This window comes from Subtercola boreus (assembly GCF_006716115.1).
In the GTDB taxonomy this organism is placed as follows: Bacteria; Actinomycetota; Actinomycetes; order Actinomycetales; family Microbacteriaceae; genus Subtercola; species Subtercola boreus.
In genome coordinates this window covers 3,390,016-3,402,145 of the sequence record NZ_VFOO01000001.1, presented here as the reverse complement: position 1 = coordinate 3,402,145, position 12,130 = coordinate 3,390,016, and the positions used below count along the sequence as shown (strand labels likewise).

Annotated in this window: 10 protein-coding genes; 5 read left to right on the top strand and 5 right to left on the bottom strand. The window is 67.4% G+C overall.

Annotation, left to right across the window (positions count from 1 at the left end; translation table 11 throughout):
- Positions 1 to 2: 2 nt before the first annotated feature.
- Both FB464_RS15940 and FB464_RS15935 read right to left on the bottom strand, forming a co-directional pair.
- Complete coding sequence (locus FB464_RS15940; RefSeq protein ID WP_116416161.1) at positions 3 to 2,663, bottom strand: penicillin-binding transpeptidase domain-containing protein; 2,661 nt, start codon at positions 2,661 to 2,663, stop codon at positions 3 to 5.
- The gene (locus FB464_RS15935) at positions 2,660 to 3,661 is read right to left on the bottom strand and encodes an FHA domain-containing protein (protein WP_170152006.1); all 1,002 of its coding nucleotides are present in this window, start codon (positions 3,659 to 3,661) and stop codon (positions 2,660 to 2,662) included. Before FB464_RS15935 ends, FB464_RS15940 begins: the two co-directional genes overlap by 4 nt.
- Before the next feature lie 226 nt (positions 3,662 to 3,887).
- Between FB464_RS15935 and FB464_RS15930 the strand changes: the two genes are divergently transcribed.
- Positions 3,888 to 4,121, top strand: coding sequence for a helix-turn-helix domain-containing protein (locus tag FB464_RS15930; RefSeq protein WP_116416163.1), 234 nt, complete (start codon positions 3,888 to 3,890; stop codon positions 4,119 to 4,121).
- Positions 4,118 to 5,344, top strand: a complete 1,227-nt coding sequence (locus FB464_RS15925) for a type II toxin-antitoxin system HipA family toxin (RefSeq protein WP_116416164.1) — start codon at positions 4,118 to 4,120, stop codon at positions 5,342 to 5,344. The genes FB464_RS15930 and FB464_RS15925 overlap by 4 nt, the downstream gene beginning before the upstream one ends.
- Before the next feature lie 33 nt (positions 5,345 to 5,377).
- Here the strand turns inward: FB464_RS15925 and FB464_RS15920 are convergent, their stop codons facing one another.
- Positions 5,378 to 6,538 (bottom strand): iron-containing alcohol dehydrogenase, encoded by a 1,161-nt coding sequence (locus tag FB464_RS15920; protein ID WP_246093096.1) that lies wholly within the window; start codon positions 6,536 to 6,538, stop codon positions 5,378 to 5,380.
- Between the two features lie 149 nt (positions 6,539 to 6,687).
- Between FB464_RS15920 and FB464_RS15915 the strand changes: the two genes are divergently transcribed.
- The 3 genes from FB464_RS15915 (at position 6,688) to FB464_RS15905 (ending at position 10,357) form a co-directional block, all read left to right on the top strand.
- Positions 6,688 to 7,827, top strand: a complete 1,140-nt coding sequence (locus FB464_RS15915; protein ID WP_116416165.1) for an alcohol dehydrogenase catalytic domain-containing protein — start codon at positions 6,688 to 6,690, stop codon at positions 7,825 to 7,827.
- Positions 7,828 to 7,900: 73 nt separating this feature from the next.
- A complete protein-coding gene (locus tag FB464_RS15910; protein WP_116416166.1) occupies positions 7,901 to 9,370 on the top strand; it encodes an NAD-dependent succinate-semialdehyde dehydrogenase in 1,470 nt (489 codons plus the stop codon).
- 63 nt (positions 9,371 to 9,433) lie between these two features.
- Positions 9,434 to 10,357, top strand: coding sequence for a DMT family transporter (locus FB464_RS15905; RefSeq protein ID WP_116416167.1), 924 nt, complete (start codon positions 9,434 to 9,436; stop codon positions 10,355 to 10,357).
- A 36-nt stretch (positions 10,358 to 10,393) separates the two neighbouring features.
- On the opposite strand, the gene FB464_RS15900 is transcribed toward FB464_RS15905, so the two are convergent.
- Together FB464_RS15900 and FB464_RS15895 are read right to left on the bottom strand one after the other, a co-directional pair.
- Complete coding sequence (locus tag FB464_RS15900; protein ID WP_116416168.1) at positions 10,394 to 11,587, bottom strand: Fic family protein; 1,194 nt, start codon at positions 11,585 to 11,587, stop codon at positions 10,394 to 10,396.
- Between the two features lie 80 nt (positions 11,588 to 11,667).
- Positions 11,668 to 12,075 (bottom strand): hypothetical protein, encoded by a 408-nt coding sequence (locus tag FB464_RS15895; RefSeq protein ID WP_142206736.1) that lies wholly within the window; start codon positions 12,073 to 12,075, stop codon positions 11,668 to 11,670.
- Positions 12,076 to 12,130: the final 55 nt, after the last annotated feature.

The window sequence follows — 12,130 nt, the reverse complement described above, 5'->3', positions numbered from 1 at the left end:
CATTAGGGGACTCGAGTCGGGCACGTCGCCCCCCCTTCCAGGGTCAATTCTCGGCCGAGATCCGGCAACTGGTTGAGAAGATTTGCTGCGACGACGGTGGCGAAATTCTGCTCGGCATCAGCATCGATGTCGTGAACCTGGACGGTCACCACCCATCGCGTATCGATGATGACGGTGATCCAGTTGTCGAACCCGGTGGTGGAGACACTCTCCGGAACCTGGGCGGTTCCCGACTTCGCAGCGACATCCCACTGGGCCGTCAGCGGTTCCAGGGCCGTGGCTGTGCCGGTCAGCACGGCCTCGCGCATCCCTTCCATCACTCCTTCGGCAACACCAGACGGCAGGGGTTCACCGATCGACGCTGGCCGCTCATCAGCAGACCGAAGGGTGCCTGTTTCCCGATCACATGTGCCCGCAATGACGTGGGGTAGCGGTGCCGGCTCTGCGGGGGTCGCACTCGCGCCACGCGCGATGACCGCGGTTGCAGCGGCCATTGCGAGGGGACTCGCCTGCACAGACTCCTGACCATAACCCGTGCGAGCAAGGGATCCGCCGTCGAGCGGCCCACCATCCAGACCGGTTTCGAGAGCCGAGACGGGCCCGCCGTCGAAAGCGAGCGGCTGATCGGCTCCGAAGTAGCGCTCCGCCGTTTCCTGAAGAGTCTTCTGGCCCATCCGCAACGACAGGGTGGCCGCCGTGGTGTTGCAGCTCTTCGCCTCCATCGTGCTGATGCTCAGGTCCGGACAGATGAACTCATTGCTGTTCTCGATCGTCTGGCCGTCGGCCATCACCATCGAGCGGGATGAGCCCGTCGCGTCCACATCGTTCAGAAGTGCGCCTGCGCCGACGATCATCTTGAAGGTCGACCCGGGCGAGGCGGCGCCGTCTCGGGCTTCGAAGGGCGGCACCTCGTCAAGAGCAATGTCTTCTGGAAGGAGCTGATCGGTCGAATACATCCCGGAGACCTCGCCCGTTGCAGAGTCCAGAACGACAGCCGAGCCGCTCTGCCCGTCGAGGGCGTCCGCCAGTACTCGCTGCACTGCATCGTCGAGTGTGACGATAACGTCCGCGTTGCGGCAGGGAAGGGGATGCACGATCTGGAGGAGGATATCCGCCAGACTCGGCTGTCCTCCGCAGGTGAGGTCGGCTCCGGCGCTGGCCTCGACTCCGTAGGCAGCGTACCCCGGCTTGAGATACGCGATCCCGGTGTACAACGCTCCCAGCGGGTACAGTCGTGAACCGTCAGCGCCGGTCGAGGCGATGACGACGCCGTCCGACGTCGTGATGTCACCGCGAGCTGTGCTCAGCATCGTGACGGCTTCATCTGCCGGGGCCAGGGAGGACAGGACCAGGCCACAGATGGCGAAGGCGGCGGCAACGGCCGTGGGCAGCGGAGCCAGGATCAGCTTCAGGCCCCCGCGGCTGGGCCCGTCGACGGCGCCCGCGCGGGAGCTGTCCTGAACCTTCAGGGCAGCGTTCACGACCCCGAGGGCGAGGAAGCAGCCGAGAGTCGCCGACCCGGTGACCGTGACGAATCCCATACTGACGCCGGAAAGGGGAATGACCCCGATGACCCCGAAAGCCGACAGGGTGGTCTGAGCGAAGAGCGCAGCCAGGAGTCCAGTCGCTGCCAGACCCCAGGGCCGTGCAACTGAACCAGCCGTCACGATGAGCGATCCGAGCACGAGGAGCAGCGTCACTACCACTGCCACCAGGGCGCCGATACCGAGGTCGGCTCCGATCACGGCGGGCAGGTAGTCCGAACTCGCCGCCGGGATGATCGCTGCAGTAGGCGAGGAACCGGTTCCCGAGCCGATGAAGCCACCTGACTGAAGAGCGTGGAGAGCAAGCGACAGTTGATATCCGGGCTCAACGACATCACCCCACCGTGCGCTCAATCGGTCGCCAATGCTCGTCGTCCAGACGAGGACGGCCAGCAGAGCGCCGACGACGAGACCGCCGGCAAGGTGACGTAAACCGACTCGACGGGAGACACGCAGCCCGTGAGCACTCACCAGCATGACCAGGACGGACACGGCAATGATGACTGCCGGGCCCGAGTCGACAAGGGCCAGGAGCAGCAGATTCAGCGCGAGCAGTGCTCCGCCGGCGAGAAAGACCGCCGTATCGCGTCGCTCGATGACACGGCCTCGAAGCAGAACCGCCAAATCTGCAAGAAGGAGACCAGCGCCCACGATGACGGCGAGTCGAGTGAACTCGCCGACCTGCACCGACCCGAATGGGGTGATGAAGGCGCCGCTCTGCAGGTCGCCGAGCACCGCCGTCGACACTCGAAGCACTAAGGCGGCGGCGAGGGAACCGAGAGCGATTCTCTGCCGAAGTCGAGGCCCAGAATGCCGGATCCACAGACCGCCGGCAACAGAGACCACGGCGTACAGCACCGCGCTGGCACAGATGATGGAGAGGATCGTGGCGCCACTTCCACCCAACCGGATCTGGAACGCCGAACCGAGCGCGACCGCGAGCCACAACAGCGCCAAGCGCAGCGGGAAGACGGGGGTCACTGCGAAGGTTAAGCCGGCGGCCGCACCCACCGCGATCGCACCGGTGAGCACCCATTCGGAGATGGTCGAGGGCGCGGCGAGCGCGAACATACCGCCTGCCGCCGCCGCGCCGAGAAGAGCCGACGCCTCCCGCCTCACTGCGTCGCCTTCGCGGAGGTACTGACGGTCACAGCGAGGGTCACGAATCCTTCAGGGTCGAGGGCGAGGAGCGCATCGGCAGGCAGCAGCGTGAGGGTATCCTTCGGCAGACGCTGCCAGGTACCCGCATCCATCCGGAGGTAGGTACCCCACGTCGATGTGTCACGCGCAGCGACACCGTTCGGTGTCCAGTGCAGCGAAACGTGACGGTTGCTGAGACCGGGCATCTCGGGCAGCCGTAGCGCGCATCCCGCGCTGCGCCCCACGGAGACCGGCAGGTCCGGCGAGGCCGGCGCAACGAGTTCCGTGCTGCTGGAACCGGGAACATGCAGTTCCAGCTCGATGGTGCGCCTGCCCTGCATCGGACGAGTCGGGAGATCGTTGAGGGGAGGTGTGGGGATGTCGTGCCCGTCGATAGGGTCCTCAACGGGAATTGACCCGGTCTCCGCAGAGTCGTGCTTGTTGTCGCCGGCACGCCCCCGGAACGGAGGCCACAGGGTGTCGTCGTCGTAGACGGGAGCGTCTGTGGAAGCCGACGCAGCGGCGCGGACACCGAACGGGTCATCGAGTGCGACGAACGAGACGACGACTTCCCGGGGCCCGATCTCCACCTGCAGAGTGATCGACATGCACGGCGCGAATTCCAGCCCTGCACGCTCGCACTTGGACTTGAGCCGCCTGTTGAGATTCGCGAGGATGACCTTCTCAGCCTTGATCGGCTGACGTCGCAGGATTGTCGCTTCGGCCACTGATGTCCGAATGTAGACCACCTCCGGCGCACCCAGGGCGCCGAGAGTCGGATGGGCGAGCGCGGCGCACTTCTCAGCGACGACGTCGGCGATGTCCCTCTTGTCGCCGCTGAACGCCGCGGTGAAAGTGGACCACCACCGCCCTGTGTGAGCGGTGCGGTGGTGTGATGGTCGGTTCTGCCGTCGTCTGATGACGACAAGCGTTCCGATCACCATCCCCACCGCGAGAATAGTTCCGAACCACGTCACGATGTTCTCCTCTGTGTGAAAGGCTGAGCCGCTGAATCGGCTGGCCAGTGACTCCGACGATATTTCGCAGGGCCCCTCGCGCGAGGCTGCTGACATCCCAGATGTCATCGTGACGCCGAGCGGGCACGACATGAATCTCGCTATGACATTTTTCGGATACTGCTGCGGTATGTTTTTTTCGTAATAGGTCACTCCTATGACGAAAACGTAATAGACCGGAGGGTTGATGACATCGACACGACTGCGTGCGCCGGCTGACCTCGGACTCGCTCTGCAACAGGCGCGGCTCGGCCGCGGACTGTCCCAAGTCGAGCTCGCAGGCGAACTGGGTATCTCGCAGCGCTCGATCAGTGAGATCGAGTCTGGAAAGACCACCATCTACCTTCGTAAACTCTTCGACCTGATGGGAGCCACCGGTGTTGAACTCACCGCCACCTGGGCGACGGATGAGAGCTCATGAAGCTCGCCGTCGAGGTCTACGGTTCGGTCGTCGGTCACATCGAAGGCACCGACAGTCGCACCTACGACTTCAGCGCGTCGACAGAGGGCGTCGCCCGGTTCGGCGTCAACAGCCGCGTGCTCTCGGTGGCGATTCCGCTCACCGCCGCCGCCACCCGCCAGCACATCTCGCGGAGAAGAACGTGGTTCGGGGAGTTACTGCCTGAGGGCGACCAACTTGACTTCATGCTCAGCCAGAGTGGCCTGCGTCGGGGTGACACTCTTGGCTTCCTCAAGCATTACGGGCGCGACATCGCCGGCGCGGTCGAGCTGTGGGACGTCGACGACCCCACCGAACCGCGCACTCCGGAGGTGGAGGCGGTGTCAGACCGCCGGATCCGGCAACTCCTCGAAGACCCGCTGGGCTCACCGCTCGGAAACGATGCCGTTCGAGGCCGGACCTCGCTGGCCGGAGTCCAACCCAAGATCGTGCTCGCCCGAGGAGAAAACTCCTGGGCCCGCGTCCTCGGCGGGTTTCCGTCGACTCACATCCTGAAGCCTCGGCTCGATGCGAACCCGACAGTGATCTACGACGAGGAGTACGGGTCCCGGCTGGCCCGTCGTCTCGGACTACTCACGCACGAGACCAGGATCGACACTTTCGACGGCCTGCCTGCCCTGGTGATCGAACGCTTCGACAGGCAGCATGGGGAGCGCCTGCACCAGGAGGACTTCAGTCAGGTACTCGGTGCAAGCGGGAACCAGAAATATCAGGAGCTCGGAGGAGTGGCGAGCCTCAGGCGCATTGCGGAGTCGCTCAACAGGAACGGAAGGGCTGGAGATCTCCGGCTGTTTGCTCGAATGACGGTGGCCGGTGTCGCCATCGGCAACCTCGACATGCACACGAAGAATCTCGGGCTGCTGCACGCGGAGGCGGGAGACGTGCGTCTTGCTCCCGCCTACGATGTTGTGCCGATGGCCCACCACGAACGTTCGGGTGGAAAGCTCGCGCTGGCTGTGAACAAGACGTATGCGTTCACAGCACTCTCGGCGACCGATCTGAGCGCAGAGATCAGCACCTGGGGAGTGCGACGAGCGCCACTCCTGGTCGAGGAGACACTTGAAGAGGTGCGCGCCGCGGCAGAAGAAGAATTACCCCTCGCGGGCGCGCATCCCCGACTTCAGGAGCGCATCCTGGGATTCAGTGCGAACATGCTCGACGGGCGGACCGTCGACGGGCGCTGACCGGGTGGTCACCTGTCGGCGATGCGGGGCGGGTCAGTGGTAGATGGCGGCGTAGAGGGCTGCGATGTCGTCGGGGGTGGGGATGCGGGGGTTGTTGGCCGGGGAGCCGGAGGCGATCGCCTGCTGCACCATTGTCGGGATCGTCGCCATCCACTCGGCCTCGTCGATGCCGAAGGTCTCGGGCGTCGGTACGGCCAGGTCACGGCAGAGCGCGCCGAGCGCCTCGACCAGGCTCGCCGCTGCGCGCGCGTCGTCGTCGGCATCGGTCGCGCATCCGAACGCCCGGGCACAGTCCGCATAGCGGGCGGTGGCGGAACCGATCGAGAACGCCGTGACCGCGGGGAAGAGCATGGCATTCGACAGCCCGTGGGCGACGTGGAAGTGCGCACCGATCGGCCGGCTCATGCCGTGCACGAGGGCGACGCTCGAGTTCGAGAACGCGATGCCCGCCTGCGTCGCCGCGAGCATGAGGGCTTCGCGGGCATCCCTGTCCTGCCCGTCGGCGTAGACCCGACGGAGGTTGCCCCCGATCGCGGCGATCGCCGCCAGGCACAGGGTGTCGGAGAACGGGTTCGCCCGGTGGCTGACGTACGCCTCGACGGCGTGGGTGAGAGCATCCACTCCCGTGTCGGCCGTGAGCCGGGCGGGCATCGAGAGCGTCAGCTCGAAGTCGACCACCGCGGCCGCCGGCAGGAAAGCGGGCCCCGTGCAGAGCATCTTCTCGTTCGAGGCGCTGTCGGTGATGATGGTGAACTGGGTGGCCTCCGAGCCGCTGCCCGCGGTGGTGGGGATGGCGACGACCGGCAGGGCCGGCCCGTCGTTCCGCCGCGGCGCCCGGTAGTCGGACATCGTGCCGCCCTGCACGGCGAGGAGCGCGAGAGCCTTCGCGGTGTCCATCGGGCTGCCGCCGCCGAACCCGATCACCAGGTCGGCCCGGTGCTCGTGGAGCGCCGCGAGGCCGCTGACGAGCGAGTCGCTGGTCGGGTCGGGAACGGTCTCGGCCCAGAGCGCAGGCGAGAGACCCGCCTCCTCCAGCACGGCGAGAAGCTCGGCCGCGGCACCGTTCCCCTCGAGGAACCGGTCGGTGACCAGCAGCGGGCGGCTGGCCCCGAGCCCGCGCACGAGGTCGCCGAGCTCCTGTCGGGCACCCCCTCCGATGCGCATCTGGCGGGGCTGGGCGAAGGTGAAGACCACGGTGTTCTCTTTTCGGCATCCGGCGACGCCGAACGCCTGCGTCGTGCTACCGAATGTACTCGCCCTTCACGCATCGTCCCCGAGCGTGTGGCAACTGCAGGCGCTGTGGGTAGGCTCGCATCGCGACATCCACGAAGGAGTGTGACCCCATGAAGATCACCGGAGCAGTGCTCGAGAGCCTCGATTCGCCCTCGCCGTTCGCCGAGTCGCGGCCGATCCGCATCCGGGAGCTCGAACTCGACGCCCCCGGCCCGCACGAGGTGCTGGTGCGCATCGAAGCGGCCGGCGTCTGTCACTCCGACCTGTCGGTGCTCACGGGAGTACGCCCGCGCGCCGTGCCCCTGCTTCTCGGGCACGAGGCCGCGGGCATCGTCGAGGCGCTGGGCGCAGAGGTCGACGACCTCGCGGTGGGGCAGCGCGTCGTCATGACGTTCCTGCCGCGCTGCGGGCACTGCGCCTCCTGCGCGAGCGACGGCCGCACCCCGTGCGAGAACGGCAGCGCCGCCAACGGCGCGGGCCGCCTTCTTGACGGCGCCAAGCGCATCCACGTCGGCGCGGAAGTCATCGACCATCACCTCGGCGTCTCCGCCTTCGCCGACCACGCCGTCGTCGACCGGCGGTCGATCGTGCCGGTGGGCGACGACGTTCCGCCGCAGGTCGCCGCGCTGATGGGCTGCGCCGTGCTCACGGGTGGCGGCGCCGTGCTGAACGCCGCACGCCTCCAGCCCGGGGAGACCCTCATCGTCGTAGGGCTCGGCGGGGTGGGCATGGCAGCCCTGCTCGTCGGACTGGCCGTCGAGGGCGCCCGCGTGATCGGCGTCGACGCCAACCCCGACAAGCTCGCCCAGGCCCGTGCGCTCGGCGCCCACGAGACCTACGGCCCGGCCGAAGCGGTCGAGGCCGGAGTGAAGGCACCCGCCGTCGTCGAGGCGGTCGGCCGGGCCGTCGCGTTCGAGACAGCCCTCGCCCTGACCGCCCCCGGTGGCCGCACCGTCACGGTCGGTCTGCCGGCTCCGGATGACCTCGCCTCCGTCTCGCCGCTCGCCCTCGTCTCCACGGGGCGCACCATCATCGGCAGCTACCTCGGCAGCTCCATCCCGGCCCGCGACATCCCCATCTTCGTCGATCTGTGGCGACGCGGGCTCCTCCCCGTCGAGAGCCTCGTCTCCTCCGAGATCCACCTCGGCGAGATCAACGAGGCGATGGACTCCCTCGCCCGCGGCGAGAGCATCCGGCAGATCATCGTGCCCGAAGGCCAGGCGCTCCGCCGGGCATCCGATTCTCTCTGAGACTGACCCTGAACCCGAGACTGACGCGGGATCCGAGGGTTACGCTGAAACAGCAGACACGACAGGAAGCGCCATGACGTCAACCGCTGAAACCACACTCCTCCAGGGAATCCGCACCGACCTCTTCATCGGGGGTGAGTGGCAGCCGGCCGAGGGCGACCGCACCTTCGGGGTGAGCGACCCGGCGACGGGCCTCGAACTGCGACGGGTCGCGGACGCGAGCCCCGCCGACGGCATCCGTGCCCTCGATGCGGCCGTGGCGGCGCAGGCGGAGTGGGCGGCCACCGCGCCCCGGCGCCGGAGCACGATCCTCCGCGATGCATTCGACCTGCTCGTCGAACGACGGGCCGACTTCGCCCTGCTGATGACGCTCGAGATGGGCAAGCCGCTCGCCGAGGCCGACGGCGAAGTCAGTTACGGCGGGGAGTTCCTGCGCTGGTTCAGCGAGGAGGCCGTGCGAATCAGCGGCCGCTACGGCCTGAACCCGGAGGGCACCGGCCAGACGATCGTGTCGCACCGGCCCGTCGGCCCCTGCTTCTTCATCACCCCGTGGAACTTCCCGCTCGCGATGGCCACCCGCAAGATCGCTCCGGCCCTGGCTGCCGGATGCACCGTGGTGATCAAACCCGCCGAGCTGACCCCCCTCACCACCCTCCACCTCGCGGCTCTCTTCGACGAAGTGGGGCTCCCGGCCGGCGTGCTGAACGTGGTGCCGACGAGCCGCTCGAAAGACCTCGGGGCGTCGGTCATCGCCGACACCCGGCTGCGGAAGCTCAGCTTCACCGGATCCACCCCCGTCGGCGTCACGCTGCTGAAGCAGGCCGCCGACAACGTGCTCCGCACCTCGATGGAGCTCGGTGGCAACGCTCCGTTCGTCGTCTTCGAGGACGCCGACCTCGACGCCGCCGTGGAGGGCGCCCTGCTCGCGAAGTTCCGCAACATCGGCCAGGCCTGCACCGCCGCGAACCGCTTCCTCGTGCACGAAGACGTCGCTGCGGAGTTCAGCCGACGCCTGGGCGACCGGGTCAGTGAGCTGAAAGTGGGCCGCGGAACCGAGGAGGGCGTGCGGATCGGCCCACTCATCACCGACAGCGCCGTGGCGAACACCGCAGCCCTCGTCGACGACGCGGTCGCGCAGGGCGCCGAGCTGGTCACGGGTGGGTCGAAGCTCGACGGAGCGGGCTCGTTCTTCGCGCCGACCGTGCTCACCGGCATCGTGGCAGGGTCGCGCATCCTGAACGAGGAGATCTTCGCGCCCGTGCTCGCGATCTCGACGTTCCGCACCGAAGACGAGGCCGTCGAGAAGGCGAACGACACACCCTACGGCCTCGTCGGCTACGTCTTCACGCGCGATCTGGCACGCGGTCACCGGATGATCGACCGCATCGACACCGGCATGATGGGCCTCAACACGGGCGTGGTGTCAAATGCCTCCGCGCCCTTCGGTGGCGTGAAGCAGTCCGGGCTCGGACGGGAGGGCGGAGCCGAGGGAATCGCCGAATACCTCGAGACGAAGTACACGCTCCTCGTCGGTCAGGCCTGATACTCATAGAGAGAACCTGTCGAACGGTGCCGCGGCACCCGAGCACGAACCGGAGTTGGCGCGATGGCCGTTGAGCTCGTCTCCCTGACCCCGATGCAGTCCCTCGGCATCCCCGTCGCCCTGATCGGTGCCGTGTTCCTTGCCCTCGGGGCGGAATTCCAGCACCGGGGAGTGAACAAGGTCGACGCCCGCACGGGCGGCGGCGGCAAGTCCGGGCTCGACGTCAGACAGCTACTCGCGCTGGTCCGGCGGCCGTCGTGGGTGCTCGGCACCCTGATGCTCGCCCTCGCGATCGTCTTCCAGCTCACCAGCCTCTACCTCGCACCCCTCACCGTCGTGCAGCCGCTCGGCGCCATCGCGCTCGTCATCACGGCGATCGTGAACTCCCGCACCACGAAGACACGGCTGAGCCGGTCGACGATCCGCGCGATCGCCTTCTGCGTCGGCGGCATCGCCCTCTTCGTGACGGTCGCCGCGCTCACGACCTCCACGCTCCCGATCAACGAGACGCAGCTCGCCATTGTGCTGATCATCCTCGCGGTCGTGCTGGCCATCGTGGTCACGGTCTTCGTGCTGTTCCGGAGCCGCGCGACGCCGATCTTCTGGATCGTGGGGGCGGGCATCCTGTTCGGGTTCGTCGCCACCCTCGCCAAAGTCGTGATCGAGCGCATCCAGACCCTCTTCATGGACACCTTCCACATCACGTCAGGCGACTGGCTGACCATCCTCTGCATCGTCGGGCTCATCCTCGCCGGGCTCGCGGGCAGCTACTTCGTGCAGACGGCCTACTCCTCGGGGCCGCCCGACCTGGTCGTCGCCGGACTGACCGTGATCGACCCGATGGTCGGTGTGACGATCGGCATCGTGGTGCTCGGCGAGGCGGCATCCGCGCCCTGGTGGGCCAGCATCGCGTTCATCGTGGCGGGGGCGCTCGCCGTCTACGGAGTCGTGCAGCTCTCCCGGCGGGCCGACGTCGCCAAACCCTGACCTGTCGGTTTGCGACTGCGCCGTTGCGCCAGCCGATCAGCCGGCCGCCCAAAGCCGGGTGACGCGTGACCTGATCCGTTCGTCGAGATCCTCGAACTCGTCGAGCACATCGTTCACGGCGTAGACCCGGTCGCGCTTGCGGTCCGTGACTTCAGCGATGATTCGAGACGCGAGGAGTTGCTCGATTGCGCGGTAGACCGCTCGCTCAGCCAGCCCGGCGTGTTCTGCCAACTGCTCGGCCGTGAACACAGGCAGGCCCACCAGCAGGTCGAGAACGCTGTCCGTCGCGCTGCCCGCGCGGCTGTCGACCACGTGGTGCCACGCGTCGGCAAACAGGACGAATGACCGGGCCGTTCCTCGAGCCTCGCGCGCGGCGACCTCGACGCACAGCGCGACATCGGTGATGATCGCTTCGGCCACGCCAGCCCGGTAGGAGGTGAGCAGCCTGAAATAGTGGTCGGTATCGGCGGCCAGCCCCGACGCGACCGGCAGCACCGTTGCCGGGGTCACGCCGCGCCGGCGCAGCACCGCGCCGATGAGCGCGCGGCCGATCCGGCCGTTTCCGTCGGTGAACGGGTGGATGCTCTCGAACTGTGCGTGCACGATGGCGGCCTGGGCGATCGGGTCGACATCGTCTCTGTTGGCAAACACCAGCAGGTCGATGAGGTAGTCCGGCACGAGTTCTGGCGGTGGCGGCACATAGAGCGCGTTCCGCGGCGAAGAGTGCGAACCACCGATCCAGTTCTGCACGTCGCGGACTCTGCCGGCGTAGTGACGTTCGTCGGGGTCGTCGCGCATGAGCAGGTCGTGCGCGTGCAGGATCTGCTCGAGCTCGATTCTTGTCTCAGATGCGCCGATGAGTGCGGTGATGGCGCGACCGGCGGAGACCATCGACACTGCGGAGGAGTTCTCCTTCAGGCCGCCCAGGGCGCGCGCGAACGCCGTGGTGCTGGCTTCCACCTGTTCAATGCGGGAGGAGGCGACCGATTCCATGCGGATCAGGAACCCCGCGAGAGGCTGCAGCACGTCACCGGCGACTCGCTCGAGTTCCTCGGTCTCATATCGGGCACGAAGAAGTTCACGCGGAGGAGTCGAGGGGACAGCCAGCTCAGCGATGTGAGGCGGCAGCGATACCGTGACCTCCGATAGGGTGCCATCCTCGCGATTGCCGCGTCGGCTGGCGCTCTGCCAGGCAACCGTGCGGCTCGCGTGCTTCGGCCACACCGTCATTCCTTCGCTCCTGTCGTCGTCGAGAGCGTAATGTCACTTAGCCTCTCTAACTGACATTAGCAGGGGCGTTAGTGACAGTTCTATGCCAGGGCGGCCGCGTACTCCTCGAAGTAGGAGACCGCGAGCGGCAGGGAGGGGAAGCCGAACGAGGCGCCCTTGGCATCCGCCGCATGGGATACGCGGTAACAGGTTCCGACGAGTTCGATCTCGCCGAGCATCCCGAGCTGCGGGTCGACGACGAACCAGCGCCCGCTGTCCCATTCGGTGAAGGCTAGGCGCACGGGACGTTCGGCCACGTCGCAGTGCGGGCAGCCCACATCGAGGTTGTGCGGCAGAACGCGGGTCATCGAGAGCAGCACCAGGGGGGCGACGGCGCGGATCTGCGTGGCGGCGCTCCGGCCGATCGCTGCAACGGCTGCCGGGCCGCGCAGGTGCTGTGCGGCATCCGATGCCAGGCGGAGCGGCCCGGAGGGCCCGTCGTACAGCATGCCCCGCTCCTTCCGCCTCGTCTTCGTGAACCGTGAGACCATTCTGCGCCTCGCG

Bases quoted from the DNA above. Each gene is read 5' to 3' on its own strand.
- FB464_RS15915 (WP_116416165.1), top strand. From the start codon at position 6,688: ATGAAGATCACCGGAGCAGTGCTCGAGAGCCTCGATTCGCCCTCGCCG.
- FB464_RS15895 (WP_142206736.1), bottom strand. From the start codon at position 12,075: ATGCTGTACGACGGGCCCTCCGGGCCGCTCCGCCTGGCATCGGATGCC.
- FB464_RS15905 (WP_116416167.1), top strand. From the start codon at position 9,434: ATGGCCGTTGAGCTCGTCTCCCTGACCCCGATGCAGTCCCTCGGCATC.
- FB464_RS15900 (WP_116416168.1), bottom strand. From the start codon at position 11,587: ATGACGGTGTGGCCGAAGCACGCGAGCCGCACGGTTGCCTGGCAGAGC.
- FB464_RS15910 (WP_116416166.1), top strand. From the start codon at position 7,901: ATGACGTCAACCGCTGAAACCACACTCCTCCAGGGAATCCGCACCGAC.
- FB464_RS15925 (WP_116416164.1), top strand. From the start codon at position 4,118: ATGAAGCTCGCCGTCGAGGTCTACGGTTCGGTCGTCGGTCACATCGAA.
- FB464_RS15930 (WP_116416163.1), top strand. From the start codon at position 3,888: ATGACATCGACACGACTGCGTGCGCCGGCTGACCTCGGACTCGCTCTG.